General features: G+C 61.6%; 25 protein-coding genes. 6 read left to right on the top strand and 19 right to left on the bottom strand.

Going from position 1 to position 25,619, the window contains the following annotated elements; genetic code table 11:
- Positions 1 to 166: 166 nt before the first annotated feature.
- Positions 167 to 880, top strand: a complete 714-nt coding sequence (locus DP106_RS03395) for an HD domain-containing protein (RefSeq protein WP_120083402.1) — start codon at positions 167 to 169, stop codon at positions 878 to 880.
- 383 nt (positions 881 to 1,263) lie between these two features.
- Positions 1,264 to 1,683, top strand: coding sequence for a GIY-YIG nuclease family protein (locus tag DP106_RS03385; RefSeq protein ID WP_120083399.1), 420 nt, complete (start codon positions 1,264 to 1,266; stop codon positions 1,681 to 1,683).
- Here DP106_RS03385 and gltB read toward each other — a convergent pair.
- Together gltB and proS are read right to left on the bottom strand one after the other, a co-directional pair.
- Entirely contained in the window at positions 1,680 to 6,227 is a 4,548-nt protein-coding gene (gene gltB / locus DP106_RS03380; protein ID WP_120083397.1) for a glutamate synthase large subunit, read from the bottom strand. The genes DP106_RS03385 and gltB overlap by 4 nt on opposite strands.
- A 244-nt stretch (positions 6,228 to 6,471) precedes the next feature.
- Positions 6,472 to 7,935, bottom strand: a complete 1,464-nt coding sequence (gene proS, locus DP106_RS03375) for a proline--tRNA ligase (protein ID WP_120083396.1) — start codon at positions 7,933 to 7,935, stop codon at positions 6,472 to 6,474.
- Positions 7,936 to 8,104: 169 nt separating this feature from the next.
- On the opposite strand from proS, the gene DP106_RS03370 reads away from it, so the two are divergent.
- A complete protein-coding gene (locus DP106_RS03370) occupies positions 8,105 to 8,299 on the top strand; it encodes a cold-shock protein (RefSeq protein WP_120083394.1) in 195 nt (64 codons plus the stop codon).
- Positions 8,300 to 8,650: 351 nt separating this feature from the next.
- Here DP106_RS03370 and DP106_RS03365 read toward each other — a convergent pair whose 3' ends face one another.
- Positions 8,651 to 9,154 carry a macro domain-containing protein gene (locus tag DP106_RS03365; RefSeq protein ID WP_120083392.1) on the bottom strand — a complete coding sequence of 168 codons (504 nt, stop codon included), beginning with the start codon at positions 9,152 to 9,154 and terminating at the stop codon, positions 8,651 to 8,653.
- On the bottom strand, positions 9,129 to 9,365 hold the full coding sequence (locus DP106_RS03360) for a type II toxin-antitoxin system HicB family antitoxin (RefSeq protein WP_120083512.1): 237 nt from the start codon (positions 9,363 to 9,365) through the stop codon (positions 9,129 to 9,131). Before DP106_RS03360 ends, DP106_RS03365 begins: the two co-directional genes overlap by 26 nt.
- A gap of 104 nt (positions 9,366 to 9,469) precedes the next feature.
- Between DP106_RS03360 and DP106_RS03355 the strand changes: the two genes are divergently transcribed.
- Complete coding sequence (locus DP106_RS03355; protein WP_120083390.1) at positions 9,470 to 10,462, top strand: ring-cleaving dioxygenase; 993 nt, start codon at positions 9,470 to 9,472, stop codon at positions 10,460 to 10,462.
- On the opposite strand, the gene DP106_RS03350 is transcribed toward DP106_RS03355, so the two are convergent.
- Positions 10,463 to 10,948: a hypothetical protein gene (locus tag DP106_RS03350; protein ID WP_120083388.1), complete on the bottom strand. Its 486-nt coding sequence runs from the start codon at positions 10,946 to 10,948 to the stop codon at positions 10,463 to 10,465. It abuts the gene before it with no gap.
- Positions 10,949 to 11,226: 278 nt separating this feature from the next.
- On the opposite strand from DP106_RS03350, the gene DP106_RS03345 reads away from it, so the two are divergent.
- Entirely contained in the window at positions 11,227 to 13,152 is a 1,926-nt protein-coding gene (locus DP106_RS03345) for a beta-CASP ribonuclease aCPSF1 (protein WP_120083386.1), read from the top strand.
- Between the two features lie 4 nt (positions 13,153 to 13,156).
- On the opposite strand, the gene DP106_RS15760 is transcribed toward DP106_RS03345, so the two are convergent.
- The 14 genes from DP106_RS15760 to DP106_RS03280 all read right to left on the bottom strand — a co-directional run bounded on the left by DP106_RS15760 (position 13,157) and on the right by DP106_RS03280 (position 23,990).
- A complete protein-coding gene (locus tag DP106_RS15760) occupies positions 13,157 to 13,327 on the bottom strand; it encodes an HVO_0758 family zinc finger protein (protein WP_165857812.1) in 171 nt (56 codons plus the stop codon).
- A gap of 778 nt (positions 13,328 to 14,105) precedes the next feature.
- Entirely contained in the window at positions 14,106 to 14,918 is an 813-nt protein-coding gene (locus DP106_RS03340) for a carbon-nitrogen family hydrolase (protein ID WP_120083385.1), read from the bottom strand.
- A 2-nt stretch (positions 14,919 to 14,920) separates the two neighbouring features.
- On the bottom strand, positions 14,921 to 15,340 hold the full coding sequence (locus DP106_RS03335) for an SRPBCC family protein (RefSeq protein WP_120083384.1): 420 nt from the start codon (positions 15,338 to 15,340) through the stop codon (positions 14,921 to 14,923).
- Positions 15,341 to 15,394: 54 nt separating this feature from the next.
- On the bottom strand, positions 15,395 to 15,619 hold the full coding sequence (locus DP106_RS03330) for a DUF7123 family protein (protein ID WP_120083382.1): 225 nt from the start codon (positions 15,617 to 15,619) through the stop codon (positions 15,395 to 15,397).
- A 64-nt stretch (positions 15,620 to 15,683) separates the two neighbouring features.
- Complete coding sequence (locus DP106_RS03325; RefSeq protein WP_120083381.1) at positions 15,684 to 15,869, bottom strand: DUF7525 family protein; 186 nt, start codon at positions 15,867 to 15,869, stop codon at positions 15,684 to 15,686.
- A gap of 75 nt (positions 15,870 to 15,944) precedes the next feature.
- Positions 15,945 to 16,973, bottom strand: coding sequence for a PhoU domain-containing protein (locus DP106_RS03320; protein ID WP_120083380.1), 1,029 nt, complete (start codon positions 16,971 to 16,973; stop codon positions 15,945 to 15,947).
- Between the two features lie 114 nt (positions 16,974 to 17,087).
- Positions 17,088 to 18,176 carry an ATP-NAD kinase family protein gene (locus tag DP106_RS03315; RefSeq protein ID WP_120083379.1) on the bottom strand — a complete coding sequence of 363 codons (1,089 nt, stop codon included), beginning with the start codon at positions 18,174 to 18,176 and terminating at the stop codon, positions 17,088 to 17,090.
- Between the two features lie 209 nt (positions 18,177 to 18,385).
- Positions 18,386 to 19,096: a competence/damage-inducible protein A gene (locus DP106_RS03310; RefSeq protein ID WP_120083377.1), complete on the bottom strand. Its 711-nt coding sequence runs from the start codon at positions 19,094 to 19,096 to the stop codon at positions 18,386 to 18,388.
- Positions 19,093 to 19,842, bottom strand: coding sequence for a DUF5803 family protein (locus DP106_RS03305; protein WP_120083376.1), 750 nt, complete (start codon positions 19,840 to 19,842; stop codon positions 19,093 to 19,095). The genes DP106_RS03310 and DP106_RS03305 overlap by 4 nt, the downstream gene beginning before the upstream one ends.
- A 1-nt stretch (position 19,843) precedes the next feature.
- Positions 19,844 to 20,515, bottom strand: a complete 672-nt coding sequence (locus DP106_RS03300; protein ID WP_120083375.1) for a DUF2110 family protein — start codon at positions 20,513 to 20,515, stop codon at positions 19,844 to 19,846.
- Positions 20,516 to 21,049, bottom strand: a complete 534-nt coding sequence (locus tag DP106_RS03295) for a transcription factor (RefSeq protein ID WP_120083374.1) — start codon at positions 21,047 to 21,049, stop codon at positions 20,516 to 20,518. It lies immediately after the preceding gene.
- A gap of 64 nt (positions 21,050 to 21,113) precedes the next feature.
- Positions 21,114 to 21,689: a tRNA (cytidine(56)-2'-O)-methyltransferase gene (locus DP106_RS03290; RefSeq protein WP_120083373.1), complete on the bottom strand. Its 576-nt coding sequence runs from the start codon at positions 21,687 to 21,689 to the stop codon at positions 21,114 to 21,116.
- Between the two features lie 51 nt (positions 21,690 to 21,740).
- Positions 21,741 to 23,519 carry an o-succinylbenzoate--CoA ligase gene (gene menE, locus DP106_RS03285; RefSeq protein WP_120083371.1) on the bottom strand — a complete coding sequence of 593 codons (1,779 nt, stop codon included), beginning with the start codon at positions 23,517 to 23,519 and terminating at the stop codon, positions 21,741 to 21,743.
- A 39-nt stretch (positions 23,520 to 23,558) separates the two neighbouring features.
- On the bottom strand, positions 23,559 to 23,990 hold the full coding sequence (locus tag DP106_RS03280; RefSeq protein WP_120083370.1) for a universal stress protein: 432 nt from the start codon (positions 23,988 to 23,990) through the stop codon (positions 23,559 to 23,561).
- 137 nt (positions 23,991 to 24,127) lie between these two features.
- Here DP106_RS03280 and DP106_RS03275 point away from each other — a divergent pair, with 137 nt between their 5' ends.
- Positions 24,128 to 25,585, top strand: a complete 1,458-nt coding sequence (locus tag DP106_RS03275; protein WP_120083369.1) for a DUF402 domain-containing protein — start codon at positions 24,128 to 24,130, stop codon at positions 25,583 to 25,585.
- Positions 25,586 to 25,619 lie beyond the last annotated feature (34 nt).

Here is a 25,619-nt window from a genome sequence, read left to right as displayed (position 1 = left end):
TTGATTCTCAGATCTGAAAGCCGCATACGACGACTGATTGTCGGCATCGGCGTGCGAAACAGCAAACTACGTTCACCGGTGGGCAAGGTGTCGTAACGCCTAAGAGTCAAACGGTCGTGTCTCTGTACAATGAATCAGTTACGACGTTGCGATCGGAGGTGGCTCCATGGGTGTTGAGATCAAGGAGTCAGCGGTCAGCGACGACGCCCGCGCGGAGATGGAGCAGTTTGTCTACGATTATCTGGCTGCCAGCGTCGAAACGGAAGACGACGGCGGACGCATGCGGTGGTATCCATGGCACAGCGCGGAGTACCGATTTAATCACATCCTCAACGTCGCCGATCTCGCCGAAACGATCGCCGAAACGGAGGGTGCCGATGTCGATATCGTCGTTGTCGCCGCGCTGTTTCACGACGTTGCAAAACTCGACGCCCCACAGGATCGACACGCCGAGGAGGGTGCTCACGTTGCCCGCGAGTTCCTCGAAAGCCGCGGGGAGTACCCGCCGTCGTTTATCGACACCGTCTGTCAGTCCGTCGCCGACCACTCATTTCAGGGGCCACTCTCAGAGGTGTCACTGGAGTCTCGCTGTCTGATGGAAGCCGACGTGCTCGATAAGGTTGGCGCCAACGGCACCGCGCTCATGCTGTTGCGGATGGGGTATGAGTCACGCACCCACATGGATGCCGCCCGGATGGTCGACCGCGTGCTCGAACGCGGGAAAGACCATCTCAATCGTGTCGAGTCCGATACCGCCGAAAGCATCGGTCACAAGCGGCTCAAGCGCGTGAAATGGTTCCGCGAATGGCTGGAAAGTGAGGTCGCCGAGATGGACGCCGACCGCCCAGAGGACAAACCACCCGGTGTGAACGACGACTGAGCGATCACTTGCGCTACCGATCAAAGACACGGCGGCAGGGACAGTCACAGCGCGTCACCGTTTAGCCGATCGACCGCGTTGAGACCGACAATGCAACTGTCAGTGATTTCCCTCGGGAGGGTCGTCCTGTTGGTCGCAACGCGGGCGATCTTTGACCGCTTGTCGGTATCGTCGCAGCGACCGGCCGCTCGGTCGTGTTGTAATGTGTGGGCTTTGTTATCGGCCCCGTGGTCGCCGTCTAACTGGCATCGATCCCGTCTGGCCATGTTTCAACGGCTGGCGTCACGGAGCGATTCGGGTTCAACAACCAAGCGCCGGCGCTGTTCGTCCGGGAGACACCGGTACGACTCAGCACCACAGTTGCCGGCGATCGGGGGTGACTAATGGCCGAGCCCGGCAGCTACGTGTTGGTCGTCGCTGTTGAGTCTCCGATCACGATCACGATCGGCGCACTCGGAGAGCGTGAGTTTACAGCAGGTGGCTACGCCTACGTCGGCAGCGCGTTCGGCCCAGGCGGGCTCTCACGTGTCGACCGCCACCGCCGAGTTGCCAGCGGCGACCACGACATCCGCCACTGGCATATCGATTATCTGCTCGGGGCAGCCCAAAGCGGGCTTGCGAGCGTCGAAACATACCCCAACAAAGACATCGAGTGCGTGCTGGCAACGGCGTTCGCTGACGCCGGCTGTACGCCGGTCGCCGCGTTCGGAGCCTCAGACTGTGACTGTGGCAGTCATCTGTGGAAGCTTGGCGGACTATCGCTCCCGGCAGCTGTCAAAGCAGTATCCGAAAAGCGGAATTAGTCGTCGCTTGAGACAGCCCCGGTATCAGGCCCGGCAGCGGCCGCGGTGGCCGGCGTCTCCGGCAGCTCCTCGCGGACATCGTCGCCACCCTTGGTCTCGATTGCGTTGCGGTAGGCCTCGGGGAAGACGCGGACGAAGTTGCTGAGTTCAGCGGCCCAATCATCGAGTAGCTCAGCGGCGCGCTCGCTGTCGGTGTACTCGGCGTGGTTTTCGACCAGCCGGGTCAACATGCGCTCGTCTTTCTGTGTCAGCTCCTCGGAGAGCGTCACCATCTCCGGATTGAGCTTGGATTCGAACTCGCCGTCGGGGTCGTAGACGTAGGCGACGCCGCCGGACATCCCGGCGGCGAAGTTACGACCCGTCTCGCCCAATACGGCGACGACACCGCCGGTCATATACTCACAGCCGTGGTCGCCGACGCCCTCAACGACGGCTTTCACACCGGAGTTGCGCACGCCGAATCGCTCGCCAGCGACGCCGTTGATGTAGGCCTCACCCTGGGTCGCCCCATAGAGGGCGACATTGCCGATAAGGATGTTTTCGTCGGCGTCGTAGGCTGCTGTCGGTGGGGTCTCGACGGCGAGTTTCCCGCCAGAGAGCCCCTTGCCGAGGTAGTCGTTGGCCGCACCGGTGAGCTGCATCGTCACGCCGTCGGCGAGGAAGGCACCGAAGCTCTGGCCGGCGATCCCATCGAAGTCGATGGTGATCGTATCGTCGGCCAGTCCTGCACCGCCGTACTCCGTCGAAATCGCATGGGAGAGCGTCGCGCCGACCGCGCGGTCAACGTTGGAGATCTCCTTGTCGAGGGTGATCGGCTGACCGGATTCGAGGGCCGGCTCGGCTTCCTCAATGAGCTCCCAGTCGAGTTGCTCCTCGATGTCGGTGTGTTGCTGTTCGCGGGTCTTGCGTCGCTGATCACCAGCTGTCGGCGCGATGACCGTCGAGAGATCGAGATGTTTGGCCTTCTCGTGGTCAGTGTCGCGTTGGCTGAGGAGTTCCGGTCGACCGACCATCTCGTCGAGCGACGTGAAGCCGAGTTCGGCCATGATCTCTCGAAGCTCCTGAGCCATGAACGTCATGTAGTTGATGACGTGTTGTGGCTCGCCGGGGAACCGTTCTCTAAGATCCTCATCTTGGGTTGCGACACCGACCGGGCAGGTGTTGGCGTGACACTGTCGGGCCATCACACAGCCGGAGGTGACAAGCGAGGCGGTGCCGAAAACGTACTCCTCTGCACCGAGCAACGCGGCGATCGCCACATCGCGGCCGGTTTTCATCCCGCCGTCAGTTGAGATCTTGATCCGGTCGCGAAGCCCGGTTGCACACAGCATCTGATTGGCTTCTGCAACCCCAAGCTCCCACGGCAGCCCGGCGTTTTTGATCGATGTTTTCGGTGACGCACCGGTACCGCCGGAGTCGCCGGAGATGTGAACCGTGTCTCCGTTGGCCTTGGCAACGCCGGCCGCGATCGTCCCGATACCGGCCTCGGAGACAAGTTTGACGTTGATATCCGCATCCGGGTTCGCGGCCTTGAGATCGTGGATCAGCTGTTTGAGATCCTCGATCGAGTAGATGTCGTGTAGCGGCGGCGGCGAGATGAGGCCGACACCCGGCGTCGAGAACCGAACGTGGGCGATCATCTCGTTGACCTTCTTTCCGGGCAGGTGACCCCCTTCGCCGGGTTTCGATCCCTGTGCCATCTTGATCTGGATCTCCTCGGCCGACGAGAGGTAATGTGAGGTGACGCCGAACCGGCCGGAGGCAACCTGCTTGATGTCGCACTCCTTCTCCGTGTCGAACCGCTCGGGTGGTTCACCACCCTCCCCTGTTCCGGCACTGCCGCCGATACGGTTCATCGCAATCGCGTTGTTTTCGTGGGCTTCGGGTGACAGTGATCCAAGGCTCATCGAGGCCGTCGCAAACCGTTCGACGATCTCGTGAACCGGCTGTACCGCGTCGATGTCGACAGGGTCACGATCGGAGTCAAACTCCAAGAGCCCGCGAAGCGTTTGGAGGTTCTCGTTTTGATTGTTGATCAGCTCGGCAAATTCGCCGTAGCGATCGTAGTCGCCGCTGCGGACAGCCTGTTGGAGCGTACCGACCGTCTCCGGGTTCCACTGGTGGTAGATCCCCGAAGAGCGGTGTTCGTACTCGCCCTGCGTTTCCAGCTCGGGATCGGAGCCAAAGCCAACAGCGTGTCGCGTCCGAACGTCGTCTTCGATCACGTCGAGACCGATCCCTTCCGTCCGGATCTCGGTGCCCTCGAAGTATTCAGCGATGAGATCGGAGCTGAGGCCGACGGCCTCGAAGATCTGGGCCCCCTGATAGGATTCGACCGTTGAGATCCCCATCTTCGCCATGATCTTCAGCAGACCGTGTTCAAGGGCGTGAATGTATCCTTCGATAGCTTCTGCTTCGTCGGCACCGTCGGGGCCGGCGCACAGATCGGAGATCGTCTGGTAGGCAAGATATGGGTTGACTGCTCCTGCCCCATAGCCGACCAGTGTTGCGAGGTGGTGTACCTCGCGTGGGTCGCCGGACTCAACCACAAGCCCGACATCGGTTCGGAGCCCGTGGCGAACGAGATCGTGGTGGACGCCACCGGTCGCAAGCAGACTTGGGATTGGGATCCGCTCCTCGTTGGTGCCGCGATCCGAGAGCACGATGATGTCCGCGCCGTTGTCGATGGCAGCGCGGGCGTCACCCCGGAGCCGCTCGATTGCGGCTTCGAGATCAGTCTCGGGGTCGTAGGTCATGTCCAGCGTCGCCGACTCGAAGCCCTCCGCGCCGCGGTCAAGGTTCTTGATCGTCGCCATCTTCTCGTCGGAGAGAACAGGTGAATCAACAACGAGCTGGTGGGCGTGTTCCGGCGACTCGGTCATCAGGTTTCGCTGTTTGCCGAGCCGCGACTGGAGGCTCGTCACCAACTCCTCGCGGATGTAGTCGATCGGCGGGTTCGACACCTGGGCGAACAGCTGTTTGAAGTAGGTAAACAGCGGCCGATTGAACTCGCCAAGGACTGACAGGGGTGTGTCGTCACCCATCGAGCCAACGGGATCTTTCCCTTGGTCGGCCATCGGCTCTAAGAGGTGTGTCAGTTGATCCTCCGTATAGCCGAAAGCGGCCTGCTGGGCGCGAAGGGAGTCGACATCGCCGTGGGGTTCGAGGGTGTCACCGGCAATGTCTGAAAGATCTTGTTGGTGTTCATCGACCCACTCGCCGTATTTGTCGTCGGTAAGCTCGTCGAAAACCTCGGCGTCGGGGATGACCTCGCCTTCCTCGGGGTCGGCAACAAAGATCTGGCCCGGCTGGAGACGGCCGCGCTCGCGGATCTCACTTGGGTCGGTCTCGATCGCGCCGACCTCGCTGGCGGCGATGAGCTGGTTGTCCTCGGTGATGTCGTACCGGCAGGGCCGCAGTCCGTTGCGGTCGAGCACGGCGGCGATCTTGTCGCCGTCGGTCGCCGCGACGAGCGCGGGGCCATCCCACGGCTCGACGAGGCTGGCGTGATAATCGTAGAAATCCTGTCGATCAGGATCCATCGAAGCATCGTTCTCGTGGGCCTCCGGGATCAGCATGCGGAGGATGTGCGGCAGGTCACGATCGGAATGCATCAACAGCTCGATGGCGTTGTCGACACTGGCGGTGTCGGACTGGCCGGCCTCGGTGACGGGTTTGAGCGTCTCCATGTCGTCGCCGAAATCCTCGTGTTCGAGTTGGGATTCACGGGCCCGCATCCAGTTGATGTTGCCGCGGATCGTGTTGATCTCGCCGTTGTGGATGATCCGCCGGTAGGGGTGGGCGAGATGCCACGCGCCGAGGGTGTTCGTCGAGAACCGCGCATGGACGAGCGTCAGCGTTGTCTGCAGGCGTTCGTCCTCCAGATCGGGGTAGTAGCCGGCGAGCTGTTCGCCTTTCAGCAGTCCCTTGTAGACCAGCGTTTTGCGGTGGAGCGAACAGACGTAGAACCGACCCGCGCCGTCGATCTCCTCAGCGGCCGCTTCGAGGTCGCGGCGAGCAAGGAATAGCCCACGGTCGAAGGCGTCGTCGGCCATCGACTCGGAGGGGGTCACAAAGACCTGCCATACATCAGGTTCGGAGTCGAGTGCGGTCTGGCCGAGGTCGCTGTTGTCCGTTGGGACATCCCGCCAGTGGAACGCCTCGAGATCGTAGTCGGCGAGGGTCGATTCGAAGCGCTCGATAAGCCGGTCTCGAACCGTCTCGTCCTGTGGCATGAACACTGAGCCGACGGCGTATGTGTCCGGGAGGTCGCCGACGACCGCCGCAAAAAATGCGTCGGGGCGTTGAATCATGATGCCGGCCCCGTCGCCGGTTCCCTCTTCGGCACCGGTCGTGCCGCGGTGTTCGAGATTGCAGAGTAGTTCGATGCCGTCGGCGACGACATCGTGTGAGGCACCGCCGTCAAGATCGACGACCGCGCCAACGCCGCAATTTGATTTGGTATCGGTCGGATCGGCGAGCCCGACGGGTTCACCATGCGCATCGTCTGTTTGCGCATGCGACTCACTGTGATGATTAGCCATACATGAGTTGAGCAATCGCTTAACTAAATGCCTGCTGATGCGAAAATAAGGGTTCCTAATTCCCATATTAGGAGATATTAAGAATTGATAGTTAGCAGCCTGAAACGATCAGGCGTAATCAGGCTTAACGATCATGTACGATCTGGGCCAAGAACGCATCCAGAGTTGGAACAAAAGCGAAGCAATCGTCAACTCCGAAACAGCGGTCAGCGAGAACCTATCGGTCGACGCTCGCGCCGTTCGGTCAGTAGTTCTTCGCGAAGTAGGCGGTTTGGGTGGCGTCGTCGCCACAGATCGCACACGTCTCGTCGTCACCGACCGTCTCCTCGTCGTCGAAGGGACACATGACGATCTCGGCGGCCAGCGGTTCCTTGATCGGCTCCTCACACTCCTCGTCGCCACACCACGGGGCTTTCACATAACCACCGTGTCGACCAAGCGTCCCGAGAATCTCCTCGCGGGAGTCGGCTTCGCGGACACTGTCGTCGAGGTTTTCTTCAGCAGCCGCATAGAGCTTCGCGTACACCCCATCGAAGTGGTCCTGAATCGTCGCATCGATATTGTCGCGGTCAGCGGTGATCGACTCGCCGTCGGGGCGGTGGATGATCGTCACCTCGCCGTCCTCGACCTCGTGGGGGCCGATCTCAATCCGGATAGGAACGCCCTTCAGCTCCCACTCGTTGAATTTGAAGCCGGGATTCCGCTCGTCGCGATCGTCGAGTTCGACACGGACGCCGCTGTCGGCGAGGTCGTTGGCGACCTCATCGGCGTAGTCGAGCACATCGCCTTTTGTGTCCTCCTGCCAGATCGGGACGATGACGACCTGTTCGGGCGCGATCGTCGGCGGGAGGACGAGCCCTTGATCGTCGGAATGGGTCATGATGAGCGCGCCGAGTGCGCGCCACGAGAGCCCCCACGAGGTCGTGTGGGCGGGCTGGGTTTCCTCGTCTTTATTGGAAAAGGTGATGTCAAACGCCTCGGCGAAGGAGGTGCCGAGGTGGTGACTCGTGCCTGCCTGTACCGATTTGCCGTCCGGCATCAGGGCTTCGACGGTCGTCGTCTTATGCGCCCCGGGGAACTTGTCGTGATCCGGCTTTTGTCCTTTCAGCACAGGGATCGCCAGCAGATCCTCGTAGAGGTCAGCATACTGATCGAGGCGGGTCATCGTTTCGTCCCACGCCTTGTCGTGGGTTTCGTGGGCCGTATGGCCCTCCTGCCAGAGGAATTCTTTCGTTCTGAAAAACGGTTTTGTCTCCGTTGCTTCCCAGCGAACAACCGAACCCCACTGGTTGACCCGCAGCGGGAGGTCGCGGTGGCTCCGCACCCACTGGGCCAGATAGGGCGCGATGATCGATTCGCTGGTCGGGCGGACGGCGAGTCGCTCCTCAAGTTCGTCGTGGCCGCCGTGGGTAACCCACGCCACTTCGGGGTCGAAGCCCTCCACGATGTCTTTCTCCCGTTCGAGATAGCTCTCGGGGATGAACATCGGGAAGTAGGCGTTCTGGACGCCGGTGGCCTTGAACTTGCTATCAAGTTCCGATTGGATCGCCTCCCAGAGGGCGTAGCCGCGCGGGCGTGTGACAATGAAGCCGCTCATCCCGTCGGGGCCGTAGTTAACGAGGCCGGCCTTTTTAACGACCTCAGCGTACCACTCGCCCGTGTTGTGCTGTTTGCTCTCGGTGATCCCGAGATCTTGCTCGCTACTCATTGCTGGCACTCCGCAACCGGGACAAATAAACGCAGTGTGTTGTCCGCGGCCGCGACAGGCGTAAGAACCGCAGAATACGTCGAAGCCGAGTCATGGTAGCCGCCGCGGCGGTCGTGGTACCACGACCCTCGCAAGGGTTATAGCCCGGTGACCTATACGTTTGATTGCAATGGCACACGGAAAAGTTGATTTCTTCAACGACACTGGCGGCTACGGATTTATCGAGACGGACGATGCTGACGACGACGTGTTCTTCCACATGGAGGATGTCGGCGGCGAGGATCTCACAGAAGGCGAGGAGATCGACTTCGATATCGAACAGTCCCCGAAAGGCCCGCGCGCGACGAACGTCGTTCGCAACTAACTACAGTCCTCGCCTCACGGCGATACTGCAATTTTCGTTCTTTTCAACCGCTGAGTCGACTCGCTTGACAGCCGCGATCATACGAGACACTCAACAACCAGATGTATACGACAAGCCCCGCAGCCACAGCCCTGGCGGACTGAAAGGGCGAGACGCTATCGACGAACCCCGGCGACGCAAGCACTGCAGGAACGAGCGAAGCGAGTGACGAAGCGCGCAGCGAGCCGCGGGAGTTCTGCGAGCGAAGCGAGCAGAACCTCGAAAGACGAGCGGAGCGAGTCTTTCGGCGGTCGATAGCGTCGAGGGCTTTCTATCTGTTATGGCAGTCGCCAACGACACTTCCCAAATCGGCTAGTCCTGAATCGTATCAGCAACCGACTGCAACGACTCGTACTCCGAATCCGAATAGGCGATCACACGCACATCAGTCAGCGTCGACGACTCGTAGTCAGCAATCACCGAACAGATCAGTTCCGCGCCGCGCTCGAAATCGAAGCCGGCGACGCCAGTACCGAGAACTGGAAACACAACCGACTCACACCCTAATTCGTCTGCTTTCTCCAAGGTATTCCGCGTCGCATTCCGAATACTCTCCGTCGTCGCCTGCCTGTCGCCGTCGTGCGGCATCGCCGCCGCGTAGATCACGTATTCGGCATCAATATCGTAGGCGTCGGTAGCGACGACCTCGCCGGGATCGACCGGCCCGTTCGCCATCACTTCGGCGTTGCTGTCGCCGCCCGCACCGCGGCGGAGCACGCTGGCGACGCCGCTGCCCATTTTGTGGCTCGTTCCCGCCGCGTTGACAAGCGCGTCAGCCTGCTGGGCGGCATCACCTTGGATAATGGTGACGTTCATAGGAAGCAGTTCGGGGGAACCACGGCGCGTCGGGTTCGAGCGCGGCCGTCTCGTCGCTTCGGGCCTCAACGGTCAGTTCAGTCACCTCATCAAGATTTTCGAGGGGCTCCTGCCGAGTTGGCCCTTGGCTCGCCACTCTCGCCTCCTCATCGATAGCAGACCACCACTCGTCGTCTTCCTCGATCAGCCGAATTTCTCGGCCAGCACGCATCCCGGCAATCAGGCCGGAATGTTGGATAAACACTCGAACAGCGCTCAATCCGGTAACCCCCGTGTCAGCGCGAAGTCAAGTACCCCCAGCACTTACACATGATAATGGCAGACGCACCATCGACACCCGGCATTCACCACGTGACCTGCATCGCGGGCGACCCCCAACAGAACATCGATTTCTGGGTCGAAACGCTGGGCCTCCGCCTCGTCAAGCGGTCAGTTAATCAGGACGACCCCAGCACCTATCATTTCTTTTTCGCCGACGCCGAGGGCACCCCCGGCACCAGTATGACCTTCTTCCCGTGGGAGAATCTCCGCCAGGGCAAGGTCGGCTCCGGTCAGGTCTCCCGCACCGCCTTCCGCGTGCCCGAGGGTAGTCTTGAGTTCTGGGAAGACCGGTTCGACGACTACGGTGTCGACTACGAGGATCGCATCGAGCGGTTCGGCGAGACCGTCCTGCCGTTTTACGATCCAGACGGGCTCCCGGTCGAACTCGTCGCCGTCGAGATCCCAGCGGACGACCCCACAGTCCCGTGGACCGAATTTGTTCCCGAGACGGCCGCGATCCGCGGGTTCCACTCGGTGACGCTGTGGCTGGCCGATCCGCATCAAACAGAAGAGGTGCTGCGGACGATGGGCCTCAAAGCAACCGGCACCGAAGAATCACCGGGCGATACGCCGGGCGATGAGCGCACGCGCTTCGAGGCAGCCGGTACCGTCGGCCAGTACGTCGACGTATTACCAACGGTTGAGGGCGCACGGCAGGGCCACGGCACCGTCCACCATGTCGCCTTCCAGACGCCAAGCGACGCGGATCAAACGGCGATGCGACAGGCTGTCTCCGCCCACAGCGTTCGTCCGACCCAGCAGATCGACCGCCACTGGTTCCGATCGGTGTATTTCCGTGAGCCAAATGGGGTGTTGTTCGAGCTCGCCACCAGCGGGCCGGGGTACACCAGCGACGAACCACTTGATGCGTTGGGCGAGGAACTGATTCTGCCTGGAACCTTCGCCGACCAACGCGAGCAGATCGAAGCCGACCTCAGCGACGTGACGATCCCGCGCGCCGACGCGGTTGATGCCGACGCTGACTGATTATGGATCGACGCTGAACTGACTCTCACCCACCCGCCAGTCCCACCCCGGCAGTCGCGTCTGAAACCCTGCGGCCAACGCGGCGTCGAGGTCGTCTGCGCCAGCCACCTCATCGGTGTCGCCGTGGGTGTGGACATCCGCGATGTGGAACGTTGCCTGTGCGAGCACCGACAGCGGTTGCCCGCCGGCGATCGTCGCCGCAAGCTGGCGACCCAACACCTCGTCGACAACGAAACCCGGATAGTCGCCGTCGACATCGAGCTCCCGGAGCAGCGCGATGTAGCCGGCGAGATTAACCGCGACCTCGCCGTCGGCGAACACACGATCGACCGCCTGTTGGTAGGTAGCTTCGCTTATAGTATCGACCTCGGTCTCAAAGAGATCACCGAGGTGACCCCGAGTCTCGTTGAGAATCGGCACGACAACGTCGGCGTGCCGACGAACCCAGTCATGCTCGGCGGCCACCCGATCCGGCGTAATGTGCATACACGGGCGGAAGCAACGAATCGGCTTGGGTGTGTGGGTGACACCACACGAAACGAGCAGGCGCCAAACAGGCCGTTGCGAAGAGGTTTTATAACGAGGGTTGTGTAGGTGAAGCTAAGCGGGTTTTCGCTGCCTGTTCCCGCATGCGGAGTTGTCAGATCGTATTCAGTATGTTCCAGTTCGACCGGCAGTATCCCACGGCGTCCCGACTACTCAGGGGTGCAGTCTGGCGAGCGAACAACCGACGAGGCGGCGATCAGCGCAGGTTTTGTTGACGTATGAGCTCAGTAGATAAGCAACTCGACGACCTGAAAGCGGAGATCGACGAAGAGGTTCCACCCGATATTACCGTCTCGGATGTGAAATACGAGGGCCCGGAGCTGGTGATCTATACACCACACCCAAAGGAGTTCGCGGAAGATGGCGATCTTGTCCGTAACCTCGCCAGCAAGCTTCGAAAGCGGATCACCGTCCGTCCCGACCCGGAAGCACTCTCGGATCCAGCCAGTGCCGACGCGAAGATTCGGTCTGTCATCCCCGACGACGCCGGTGTCACCGATCTCGATTTCCACGAGGACACCGGCGAAGTCGTCATCGAAGCCGAAAAACCCGGCATGGTGATCGGCCGCCACGGCTCAACGCTCCGGGAGATCACCCGAGAAGTCGGGTGGACACCCGAAGTCGTCCGCACGCCGCCGATCGAATCCTCGACCGTCTCGAACGTCCGGAACTTTCTCAAACAGGAACGCGACGAGCGACGCGACGTGCTCGAACGCGTGGGGCGACAGATCCACCGCGAGGAGATCGGCCGCGACCAGTGGGTGCGGATCTCAACGCTGGGCTGTTGTCGGGAGGTCGGCCGGGCAGCGTTTCTCCTCCAGACCGCTGAGACACGGGTCTTGATCGACTGTGGCGACAAACCAGGGGCAGAAGGCGAAGTCCCATACCTTCAGGTGCCGGAAGCCCTCGGCTCCGGGCCGAATTCGATCGATGCCGTCGTGCTCACCCACGCCCACCTCGATCACTCCGCGCTCATTCCGCTGCTTTTCAAATACGGCTACGATGGCCCGATCTACTGTACAGAGCCGACACGGGATCTGATGGGGCTGCTCCAGCTCGATTATCTCGATGTCGCCTCGAAGGAGGGCCGCACGCCGCCGTATGACTCTGAACAGGTCAGAGAGGCGATCAAACACGCGATCCCGCTTGAATACGGTGACGTGACCGACATCGCCCCCGACATCAAGGTCACCTTCCACAACGCAGGCCACATTCTCGGCTCGGCGGTCACCCACTTCCATATCGGCGATGGGCTCTACAACGTCGCCTTCTCCGGCGATATCCACTACACCGACACGCGGCTGTTCAACGGTGCGGTCAACGACTTCCCGCGGGTCGAAACGCTCGTGCTCGAATCAACCTACGGCGGTCGCAACGACTACCAAACCGATCAGGAAGACTCCGAGGAAAAGCTGTTAGAGGTCATCAACGAGACCTACGACGACGGCGGAACGGTGTTGATCCCGGCCTTCGCCGTCGGCCGCTCCCAGGAGATCATGCTCGTCTTAGAGGAGGCGATGCGCACCGGAAAGATCCCGGAGATGCCGATCCACCTCGATGGGATGATCTGGGAGGCGACAGCGATCCACACGACCTATCCTGAATACCTGCGAGACGATCTGCAGGATCGGATCTTCCATGATAATAAAAACCCGTTCCTCGCCGATCAGTTTAATCACATCGACGCCGGCGAGGACGAACGCCAGGCGGTCGCCGACGACGAGCAGTCGATCATCCTCTCAACCTCGGGGATGATCACCGGTGGACCAATTATGTCGTGGCTCCGACATCTCGGCAGCGATTCGGACTCCCGACTTGTCTTCGTTGGCTATCAGGCACAAGGAACGCTCGGCAATCGGATTCAAAACGGCTGGGATGAGATTCCAGTCAACAACGACTACAACGGTGGCCGTGGCGACACCCTCACCCTGAACATGGGCGTCGAAACCGTTGATGGGTTCTCCGGACACGCTGACCGCAAGGGGCTGATGGATTTCGTCCGTACGATGAACCCACGACCAGAAAAGATCCTCTGTGTTCACGGCGACGAACGCTCCGTCCAAGACCTCTCGTCGGCGCTCTACCACGAGTTCGACATCCGGACGTTCGCGCCGAAAAACCTCGAAACGTTCCGGTTCCGGTAACCGATCAGGGGAGTTCCTTCCACTGTTTCCCGCAGTTGGGACAGGTTCGAATATCGAATACCTCGTCAGGATCGTTCTCTCGTTGAAGCGTCTCTTCGCACTCACCACAGGCGATCCGCTCGTAGTTGTCCTTATACAGGTCGTCGTTGCGGAGCCCTTTCCGTGTTGATTTCATATCCTCTCTTTTGTGCTGTGGCCTAAAAGCATCCCGTGTGACGAGCGTACGACAGTCCGCTCTGCTCCCGAGGGGCGTCGCTGTTGACGATGTGCATTTCGGTGAAAACGAGTGGCCGCCCGGATGTGAGAGGCGGGTGGAGTATGGTGGTCGTCAGTACGTTGGGCATCGTGGTCGCACATCCAGCACCCGATGGGGGAGCGGCCATCACATCGACAGCCACCGGCAGTGTGAGGGGGCCCAACCACGATACGCCGGGTGGAGCACACTGCGGCCCACAACCCGGCGTCCCGCCTCAACCGCCGTTGGCTGTCACCTCCGATATTAACATTACCTTAACCAACAAGCTTGATTGTATATATACTGCACGGTTTGCGGTAATTCCATTATATTCGCTGAGTAAAAACTGTTTTTCGCTGATATTGTTTGATATTATTGGCCTATTTGCCACTGCAGTTGGCAATTGTATAGCTCTATGACACAGAAGGGAGAGTCAAAGCGTCTGCTCGGTCGGGACTATGTTACTGCAACAAGGCGAGGAGCGCGGCGGATGATCCGATCGAGGACGCCCCCGATCCTCGGAGTGGATCGTGCCGCGTGGCGGCCGACGGGCGTGGCGGCGAGGTGTGTGTGCCGACAGTGACGAGAAAAGCGTCAATACGTCGGCAGCAAAAGGTATGTCAGTGCGGCGTATAAATCCACCGTCCATGTCGTCTCGGCGCAAGACCAGACACCGTGTGGCGAAGTAATCAGCCACCGGCAGCCGCAAACCAATCAGCTACCGGCGGTCAGCAAGCGCGGGGAAGGAGGATCGAACACGGTCGACGACCGCGGGTTCGACGGTCGCGGTGAGCGTCGTCGGCTCGTCGCCAGCGGCGGCCCGGGCCGTTCCCCACGGATCGTAAACCGTCGAGCGGCCACAGAGCGTTGCATCCGCCGCGGAGAACGAGCCCGAGCCGTTGACCGCGATCACGTAGCTGAGGTTCTCGATCGCTCGGGCCCGACCCAGCGTCTCCCAATGTTCGATCCGGGGATACGGCCACGCACTTGGGACGACAAGACAGTCGACACCGCGGTCGAGCAGCCGGCGGTACAGCGACGGAAACCGGAGATCATAGCAGGTCGTCGTCCCGATCGTCAGGCCCTCGAATTCGACGACCGACAGCGAATCGCCGGGCACCAACAGCTCGGATTCCGCGGATTCGTAGCCGAAGAGATGGTGTTTTCGGTAGATACTCCGCCTGGTTCCGTCGCGGTCAAAGAAAACGGATGTGTTGGCGTATCCCTCCGTCGCCGGCACATCGTAACCAGCGGCCGCGCTGTCAGCAAGCGATTCGACGACGCTACCAGCCACAAGCGCGATGCCGTTGTCGGCAGCCAGCTCAGCAAGACGGTCGAATAATCCGTCGTCAAGCCCGACAGCATGGGTCGGATAGGCGTCGAAGGCAAAGAAACCAACACAGAACTGTTCGGGAAGAACAGCGAGATCGGCACCCGCTGTCGCGGCATCAATGATCGCCTCGTGGGCGCGATCAAGATTTGTTTCGACGGCTTCAGGCTCGATATCAAGTTGGATCGCAGCGACCTGCATCGTCAGTCGATATCCGCCCGGAGAGCAGCCTCAAGATTGTCGAGTTCGGTATCAAGATTGCGCTTAAAGAACCCCTCAACGCCGGGGAGTTGGCCGTCGACAACGAACTCATTGTGGAGTTGACAACCGCTGTCGGTTTCAGTGATCGTGTGTTCGCCGGTCACCCGGAGTGCCCGTGAGCGACCCGCAAATTTCACTCTGGTTGGCGGCTCGCGGATTAGCTCCTCGGTTTCGACGGTGACCGTCGAGTTGAGCAGGGGGATCGGCAGCTGTACCTGCCACGTCGCGCGGCTGTCGTCGTGGATCGTGAAGGTATCGACGACGCTGATCGCGCCGGCGCGTTGCTCGGGATCGGCAATAAACGCCCAGATCTGCTCGCCGGGAACATCGAACTCGAAGGTCCGTGAGACACGGACAGTCATTATAGAGTGGTGGGGTGGCGGGGTAAAAAAGGACGCGGAAACAGCGATTGATTGTTACTCAGGGGTGACACGCCACGTCGTCGATCGGGCCCGACTCCATTTTTCGATGTCGACATCGTCGGATTTCTCGGCGAGCTGCGGCAGGCGGACACCAACCTGCTTCGAGGAGAGACCGATCGCCTCGGCGATGGTCTTCGCCCGGAAATATCGCTCACCGCGGGCAACGCTGTCACGGAGATAGGCGACGATCCGTTGTTCCTCCTCGGTATACTGTGTCATCTATAATAGCTAGAGGACTGAACGGCTTAATGATTACGTCGGCTCACTCCAGTCAAGCAGGGGCTCAGGCGTCGTACAGTTGGAGTGCAGCCACCGAGAGCCCAGCGGCGATGACAGCCGCCGCAAAGCCCCAAGCCTTCGTGCGTTGGGTGCCGCCGGCAAACATGAGTCCAGCCCCAAGCACCGCAACCGTCCCGCAGGCGATCGCAACACCGAGTCCCTTGTCGGTCACCGTTTCGTGGGTAGCCATGGATATACGTTCCCTGTCGGGTGGCTTAGTTCATTCGAACGCCGGGATACGCCGACAGCGGCATCGGTGACCGCCTCAGGTGATATCGACGTGTTCGGACTCCTCGTTGAGCGCGAGGTTCGCGGCGATCTCGGCGTTTCGCATCGCATACTCGGCGGTGTGCTGAAGACTGACGAGCACCTCCCGGATCTGGAGCAGATCCTCGTTTGGCAGCTCTTCGAGGTCATTGAGGATCTCCTGTTCGCGGTCAGAGATCTCACCGAAGAGGTGTCGACACCGGATCGTCAGATCGTAGTCACGTTCGACAACCGAGCGGACGGCCATCGCGGTCAACTCGTCGATCTGGTCGGTGAACTCCCGAATCCGGCGGATGGTCGAGCTCTCGACATCCGGCATCTCGTCGGCTGAGGCAACGATCTCGGCGATATCCTCGGCGTTGTCGGCGGTGAGTTCGAGATTTTTCGCCACCGATCGGTAGCCGATCAGCGGGAAGCTCGAATCAAGACCAACCGCCCGACAGAGGTTCGGGTTCTGGTAGGCGGTGAAGATGAGTCTGAGCAGCAGGACGAAGATCTTGTTGGCCTGTCGCTCGCGGTTGAGCGCGCGTTCGGCGAGATCACGGTTGCCGTGGGCCAACGCCTTGACAGCCTCCCCGCGCATGGTGCTACCGGTGTTTTCGAGTCGCTCTAAGAGATTATCCAGCGTGAAGTCCTCAGGGTCAGCCGAACACCGAATCGCAATACGTTCGGGTGTCTCCTCGATGACGCCCAGCCCCATCAGCTGCGTTTCGGCCTGATAGACCGCGTTGATGTGTTCAGACTCAAGGGCATCAGCTTCCATCTGCACGTGGATCACTCGCCGGCCCAACACATACTGGGCGACAATCGCCCGCTCGACAGAGCCGGCATCGAGATTGTCGGCGTGGATCACCGCTTCGCTTTCGCCGGTGCTTGCGGACTCCGGGAGCACGGTGAGCGTTCCCTTTCCACCCATCCGGATCGAGACCTCATCGCCTTTTTCGACGTAGTGTTCCTTCGTCCACTCCGCCGGCAGCGTCATCGCCAGTGTTGAGGGCCCTAACCGCTGTACCTTCCGTGTTTCCATACCCTTTCTCAGGGTGGCGACATCTTAATTGTATGCATACAACGCTTATTGAACAACAGATGTTGAACTAATGTGCTGACTACAGCAGATGTTAATATGTGGTTGTGTGGCATGCTATACGATTCGAAGCATGCGGGTTTCAACGCGACCGACGCGAACCGTCCGCCAGCCGCGGAGTTCAGCGTCAAGTTCCGGGTCGTCGGTGTCGACACGCAACACCCGCAGGTCATCGAGTTTCGATTGTGAGGCGACGATCGCAACGCTCGCCTGTCGGATGACCGCGGGTGAGAGTTGAGGGTTCCCGCGGCCGAAGATGAACCCCTGTCCGCCGATCGGTGAGACGATGATGGTGTTGGTCTCGCCAAGTGAGTCCAGGATCTCGGCTTCGCTCGCGTCGGCTGCAAGCACCTGTCCGTCTCGCCAAACATCAACCCCAAGCGGTGAGCCCTCAAAGCCGAGAGCCGTTTTGATCGCCCCGAGCGTCGACCCGGGGGCAAGCACGTAGGTCGTCTCGGGGTCAACGCTGTTGGCGATCCCTTCGGCAAGGGCCGAAACCGTCCCGCCACCGCGCTGTTTGGCCGACTGGAGGTCGTCGGCAACCGGCACTGCTGCGATGGCTCGGAGTTCGGGACTGACCTCGCCGGCTCTATAGGCATCCTCGTCGATATCCATGACCTCCCGCTGTTCGGTTCTATCGAATTCGACAGCGACATCCGCGGCGGCCTCGGGGGAGACCGCAAACGCCGAGGAGTAGACCTTGACACCGGCGGGCACACCGAGCATCGGAACCCCGGTGTCGGCCAGCCCCTCAGCGACATCAACGGCCGTTCCATCGCCGCCGACAAAGACCACGAGATCAACCCCGTGATCAACGAAGGCAGCGACGGCACTGGCGGTGTCGCTGGCGGTTGTGGTGGATACACCGTCGGTGACTGCCGCAGCATCGCCGATGGTCGGCTCAAAAGCAATCGTTGGCTCAAATCCAGCGGCCCGCGCTTCGGCCGCCCCCATCGGCTCGCCAGCGGTAACGAGATCGATGTCAGCACCGTGGTCGGCCAACTGCGTTAAGGCCCGGCTGGCACGCGCCGGCGAGCGGGGCGCAGCACCACGGGCGACAGCATCGGCGACCTTCCCATCGGTTCCTTTCAGGCCGACACGCCCGCCCATTCCGGCGATCGGATTAACGAGGAACCCAAGGCGCATACCAACCAGATGGCGGCGGCAGTGAAAAGTGGCCTGCACCGACGCGGAGACTCAAGGAATTAAGCCGGTCGGCACGCTACCGGCGGGTAATGACTCCACTGGAGACCGCGCCGTTGCCGATCTTCGAGACGGCCGCCGTCGTGTTGGTTGCGAGTATCGCCTTGACCCTCGGCTGGCTGGCCCATCTGTTTCGGTCGTAGCCGTCCGCGCTATGAGTCGTCGTTGTCATCGATGTTGCCAACGGTTACCTGCTGGCGAAACCAGTCGGTCGCCGCCGCGACAGCCTCGGGGTCGCCGCCGCGGAACTTGACGCGAACGTACTCGCCCGGATAGCTGCCGACATCGACAGCGAACCGCTGTTGTGCCGTCTCAAGACGGTCGATCAGCGCGCTTTCGGGTTCGTCGGCGACGACCACCTCGGTGTGGATCGGCTCACCGCTGAACTCCGCAGCAACATGCCCAAACATGGTTTTCATCTCTGTGGGCACCCCTGGGAGTACGTAGATTGACTCGATGACAGCACCGGGAGCGACACCGGCTTCGTTCGGTACCATTCGCGCGCCAGCCGGCAGGTCAGTGGTGCCCGCGTCGAGTTCGGCGGCACTGTATCCGCCCTCGGTGGTGAGCCAGGCTTCCGCCTCGGGATGGTGTTCGAGATCACGGCCAACCGCCGCAGCAACCGCTTCCATCGTGCGATCGTCGTGGGTAGGCCCTAGCCCACCGGTAACGATGACCGCGTCGTCGTCAGCCCGATACTCGTTGACAACGGCGGCGATCACCTCGATCTGATCGGGAACGGTCGTGATGCGGGTGACAGTACAGCCGCGATCGGTCAACTCCGAGGCCAACCACGTGCTGTTCGTATCGACGGTCTCGCCGGCTAGCAGTTCATCCCCGACCGTGACGATGGCGACGTTCATTGCTCGTCCTCGTCGTCAAGGCCCATCTCGACGCGTGTCTCGTGTAGCCGGTCGATCTGCCGGCGGTAGTAGTAGAGCCCGCCGACGGCGATCGCCGAGAGAATCCCGATGATGGCACCGAAGATGGTGAGATCGTTGTTCTGGTAGTACTGGACGAGGATCGAACTCGACTCAACGTTCTCCCAGGTGACGTGAACGCGGTTGTCAACCCGTTCGGTTGTCGCCCCCGCGGGGACAGTGTTGCTAAAAAGGAAGAAGTCCATCCGGCTGCCCTCCGGGAGGATAACCTCATACGAGCCCTCGACATAGACTGGGAGGGTCAGTCGACGGGGTGTTGCCCCCGCGGTAAACGCGAGGCGGCCGTCGGCGGGGAGTGTGACATACACCTCATCCGGCGTCTGATCGATCTCGCCGCGAGCCCGGAGTTCGGTGCCGGAGATGACGGTGCCGTTCGCATAGCGGAACCGGACGGCCGAGATATCGAGCGGCCCCTCTTGGCCGATACTGGTCGGTTGATACAGTCTGAGCCGCTGGTCGGCCGACACGTTGTAGACGGCCTGGAGTTCTGAGCCGGTATCCAGCGTCAGACTGGCGTTGCGGTCGGTCTCCCAGTCGTAGGCCGCCGCCGGCTCGGCGTCAAGCACGTCGTCGCTGATCTCGCCGCCGTCGGTGACATAATCGAGACAGCCGGCTGTGAGCGTCAGGGAGAGTACCACGAGAATGGCAAGGCCAAGGCGTCGATTCATATTAGTCGTCGCCGATCACAGCCCGGAGTTCAGCCGGGAGGTAGTCACCGATCGCCGCCAGCAGGCCGGGCGCGTCGGTTCCCTCACCACAGATGATTGACTGTTCTAGTAGACCAAGCCGCTCGACGGTGACGATATCCTGTGCGTGGCCGGCGCGATTGACCGTTGCCCGCACCTCGCCGCGGGTCGCGCTGTTGACGGTGACGCGACCGGGGCCGCGCGGCCACTCGTAGAGCCGGTCGCGTTCATCGTCGGCGAGCCGCGAGGGATCACCGTAGACAAACTCCATCGGGAGGTGTTGAACGAGGCCAAACCGCTCGCGGATCTGGGGTGGGGTTCCCTGCCCGAGGCCGAGTTCGCCCGCCGGAATCCGGACCTGCTCGCCGGCGTCAAGGGTGATCCCATCGTCGTCCCACGATTCAAGCGTGCCAGTGTAGCGCTCACCGGTCTCGAAGTGGTCGGTGACCTCACCCCACTCTGCCCGCAACGCGTTGCGGGCGGCGGTCGCGTCGTCGCCGGTGACGGTCACGGTGACGAACTCGTCGCTGCGGACGCCGATCTCGTCGTCGACATGCAGGTCACCGAGGGTGTTGTCGATCAGTGAGCCGAGGCTTTTCAGGGCACGGTCGCGGGCGTCGCCCGCAACGTAGCATTTGGTGGCTAAGACGACCATTTAGTCGGCGTCCGCGTGGATCTCGACGTTTAGTTCCTCACGGAGGGCCTCGCCGCGTTCGGCCATCGCGTTGACAAGGGCATCGTTGTCCATCGATTCAAGCGGGGACGCACACTCCGGACACTGGAACCCCTGATCCATCGCCTCGCCGAACTCAAAGCGAATCGAACAGACCTCACAGAGATAGAACTCGTGGGTACGCTCGTACTCCTCGCGTTCTTCGATGGCCGCAAGCAGGCGTTCCATCTCGGATTCAAGATTTTCGGGGATGTTGTCGTAGTGAAACGTCCACAGATAGGTGAGCCAGCCGGAGTCCTCGTCGCGGACGCGGCGGTAGGAGGCGAGATCGTTCTCGTAGAGAATAAACAGCGCGCGGCGCACGTCGTTGAGTTCGAGATCGAGTTCCTCGGCGAGCTCCTCGTCGGTCACCTCACCCTCCGGCGGCGCGGCGGCGACCGGCATCCCTTCCGGGCCAACCAGCTCGTGGAGGTATTTTTGGATGACTGGATCGTTCAGTAACTCCTCAAAAGCCATTGAGGAGATATCGGCGGTGAACTTTGTTAAAAGCTCCGACTACCGAAGCCCGCCGGGATCGTGGCTACGAGTCGCCGTCGGTGTCGGCCACGTCAGAGGCTGTGTCGTCGCCCGAAACGACTTTTTTGCCCGTCGCTTTCGGGATCACCGTGCGCTCGGCATCGACCCACTCGGTATCTAACTCCCGCCCCTCGAAGAACCGATCCAAAAACACCGCCAGCCCGGCGACCTCCGAGTGAGGCTGATTGGTCACGCCAACGTTCCAGTCGGCGTGGTCATACAGGTCGAAAGGCACCTTTTCGCCGCCGACAACAACGAGCAGCGGATCGGCCTCGACAGCCGCTTGGATCTCACCCTCAACGTCGTCGATCGGGAGGCCATACATCGTGAGATGGACAACCGGGCCCGCCCAGTTGCGAACGACCGCCGCCTGGCTGTCGGTTTGCTCGATCTCGAAGGGGCCGCCGAAGCGATCGGTGATATCGGCGACGGTGTCGGCTCCCTGGGTGGCGTTGTCAGGGAAGATCACGCGATCCGCACCAAGCGCACGGGCAGTTAACCCGACATGTGTCGTCATCCGGTCGTCGCGGCCGGGGCGGTGGCCGTACCGAAGCACGACGACCTCCTGTGAACCCTGCATATCCCACCGCAATCGGTGATCGGAGGTGTGGGTTTCGGTTTCTGCTTGGAGTTACTCACCGTCGTTGTGATCAGTCGCATCGTCGTCGGCGTCGAGTGCAGCATCGTCGTCGGTATCGGCCGAACCATCGTCGTCCGCGGCGTCGGATTCGGCGTCAGGAATAGGCTCGGTGTCGGTTGGTGTCGTGGTCGGTTCTTCCGCCGGCGACATCGCCGATGGCGGTCGTCGGTCGGGGATACCTGACTCATCATCGGCATCGTCGTCAACCGCGGTCGTCTCTACGGACTCGATCGGCGGTTCCGTCTCGTCGGCGTCGTCCCTATCAGTGTCAGCGTTGGTCGCGATCGATGCATCTTCGATGGCTGTGGTCACAGCCTCACGAGCGGCCGGGCGGTCAACCGATCCCGAGGCGGTTCGGGGGAGTTCGTCGGCGAAGACGATCGTTTTCGGGCATTTGAATCCCGCAAGGTGCTCTCGGCAGTGGCCGTCGACCGCTTCAGCGGATAGATCGTCGTCAGTGGACACGACAAGTGCGGTCACACGTTCACCCCACTGCTCATCGGGAACCCCGACGACCGCCGCCGCCTCGATCGCCGCGTGGTCGGTGAGCACAGCGACGATCGCACCGGGATCGATCGTCTCGCCGCCGCTGGTGATGCGGTCGTCGATCCGGTTGACGACAAACAGTGAGCCGTCCTCGGTCTGGTAGCCGATATCGCCGGTGCGGAGCCCATACGAGCAGAATGCCTCACCACTCTCGCCGTCGTAGCCAGGGGTCACTGTCGGCCCGCTAACAACGAGTTCACCCGACTCGCCGGGCGCAACCGGCTCATCATCAGCACCGAGCACCGTCACATCGGTCCACAGCAGCGGGCGGCCAACAGTCCCCGGTCGATCGAAGGCGTCGGTTGGCCGGGCGGTCGCCACCTGGGAGGCGGTTTCGGTCATCCCATAGGTCGGATGTACCGGCACCGAGTAGTTCTCACAGCGCTGTATCAACGCGTCATCGGCCGGCGCGCCGCCGAGCAAGACGACCCGCAGGGAATCCGAGAGCGTCCCGCGGCGATCCAACATCGATTTGAGCATCGTCGGCACCAGCGACACGACCGTCACGTCGTAGCGGTCGAGGTCGTCAGCCGCCTGCCCGGGATCGAAGTCGGAGCGAACGACGATGGCCGTCCCGTACAGCGTCGACCGGAAGATCGGCGCGATCCCGCCGACGTGATACAGCGACAGCGTCAACAGCCAGCGATCGGCTGGGTCGACGCCGAGCCGGAATGCCGAGGCGATGGCGCTGGCCAACAGATTCCCCATCGTCAACACAACCGGCTTCGGGGCTCCCGTCGAGCCGGATGTAAAGACGATCAGCTGTGGCTCCTCGCGTTGCCACCCAAAAGGGTCGATCGCCGCGGGCGCAACGTCTTTGAACGATTTGACGGCCGCCCACTGTGGCTCGTCAATCGAGGCGATCGGCACCTCCTCGACGGCCTCGACGGCAGTTGGTTCGGTGTCAATGTCGCAGACAACAAGCGTGAGTTCCAGTTGGTCGATCTGTACACCAAGCTCCTCAGCTGTCAACCGGTGATTCAGCGGGACAAGCGTGACGCCGAGCCGCTGGGCTGCATGGAGGAGACAGACGCCAAGGAAAGTGCGCGGCAGCAGGGTAGCGATCTGGTCGCCGGCGTCGACACCAAGGTTGGCAAGGCGGCCGGCGGTTTCATCGACAGCGGCGTCAAGGCCGCTGTACGACCACCGGGTGTCGGTGTCGGCGTCGATCACCGCGAGATCATCGGGGGTTGCCGCCGCGCGGTGGGAAAGCCAGTCACGCATCGCCGATCACCGGCCGGCCGGCAAGAGGTGCCCGCATCCTCAAGACTCCGTGGCTCGCACGGTCAACACCGGCGCGGGCGCGGCGCGGACAACACGTTCGGTGACACTCCCAAGCAGGAAGCGATCGAGGCCGGTACGACCGTGTGTCCCCATAACGATAAGATCCACATCGACAGCCTCGGCGTAGTCGGTGATCTGTTCATGTGGCGTGCCGATCGAAACGGTGGTGACGGCCTCGATGCCGGCCTCAGCCGCGGTTTCGGCGATCTCCCCGGTTGCCGCTTCGGCACGGGCCTCAAGTTCATCGAGCGCCTGCTCGGAGCTTACATCAAGCGAGGCGTACGCTGAACTATCGACGACAGACAGCACGTGCAACGTCGCGTCGCAGCTGGCCGCAAGGTCGATCCCGTGGTCGACGGCTTCACCGGCTGGCTCACTGTCATCAGTTGGAACAAGAATCGTGTCGTACATAGCTACGGGTTTGCTGTACCGGAATATAATAACTTGGACGCGATCCCACTGGGTGATACACCACCGACCACAGCCTAAACAACAACGTTTCAAACGGCGTCACCGCCTACAGTGAGATATGCACACCGGAGGCAACGATGAGTGAGTCGACCGGAAACAACCGACGCGTCCGGGTTCGCGGGATCTATGCGACCGCACTAACGAAGTTAGCCCTCGATGCCAGCTGGACGGTTGTCGACGCCTCAGCACCGATCGAACGCCGGTTCGACGCTGACTTCGATAGCGCTGCTCACGATGTCGCTATCGAAACAACGGGCGACCGACAGGGGGTTGGGGTCGCCGGCGCGCCAACCGCGGTTGAGTCCCTAACGAACCGCCTCGCTGACATCGGTATCGACACCTGTTGGTGGCGCGATCCAGCCCCAGTCGGCACGGTCATCGACGGACGGATCACCGACACGACGGGCCGTGGAGCGATCGTCGACCTCGGTTCGGTCGAGGGCTATCTCCCCTTTGGGGCGGTCGAACGCCACATTGACACCGGCGAGACGGTTCGGGTGCAGGTGCGAGAGTCGACACCGCCGTGGAGCGACAGTCGCCACCAACTGGGCGGCGAGATTCGGGTCTCGACTGACCTCGTGACCCTGCGTCCGGAGGACGGGTCACCGACAGTCGATAGCCATGACGACGCTGCCGCCCGCGAGCTTCTCGGGATGGCGGAGTTACTGGAGATCGACGCGCCCGACGGATGGCGAATCAGGTGGCAGCACGCCGCGACCGACGCATCGATGGCTGAGCTCCGCGGGGCGTTGGAGACGGCAACCGCACAGGCCGAGACCGTCATCGCGGAGCTAGCTGGCGATGGTGTTGAGGATGCTGACGGGAATGAGACCCCACGAGAGGTGTTCAGCCAGCAAGCCGGCACGTGGTGTTGGTTCGGCCGCGAGTCGCGGTTTGCACTTGATAGGCGTCGCCGCGAGGTGACCGAGACGATGGCCGGCCACCATCGGATTAAAGCCGGCAGTGAAAACGCGAGTTCGGCGGTCGATTTCGTCGAATCGCTCTGCTCGGGCGGCGAGATCAGCGACGACGACGCCGGGTTTCCGTTTGCGGTTGTCGCCGACAACTTCGGGCCAACTGTCGGCGACGAGATCGCCATCAACCACGGCAAACCCGATGGGCGGCTGTTCAGCCTTGGGTCGGGCACCGTGACCGAGCGGGATGCCGACTCAATCACGCTCGTTCGAAAGCTCTCCGGCGGCGGCCGCTACGATGGGCTTGATCTGCCGCGATCCGACGGCGACACCGCAACGACAAGCTTCCAGGAGGGTCGGTGGTGGTATCCAACCGTCTACCGCGACCGCGACGGGGAGCTCATCGGCACCTATGTCAACGTCTGTACGCCGCTGGAATGTTTTCCTGACGGCGTTCGCTACATCGACCTTCATGTTGACGTGCTGAAATATCCTGATGGTACTATCGAGCGTGTCGACGACGACGAACTCGACGGGGCTGTCGACGCGGGGGAAATTAGCGAAGAACTGGCGGAGAAAGCAAGAGCCGTTGCGACCGCGTTGGAAACGTCGCTGTCGTAGCTGTCTGGGGGTGTTGCTGTCGGCCCGTAGGCGG

Source organism: Halonotius pteroides (assembly GCF_003605635.1).
GTDB lineage: Archaea > Halobacteriota > Halobacteria > Halobacteriales > Haloferacaceae > Halonotius > Halonotius pteroides.
Note: the sequence above shows the minus strand (reverse complement) of the source record. Positions and strands in the feature narration are given on the sequence as shown.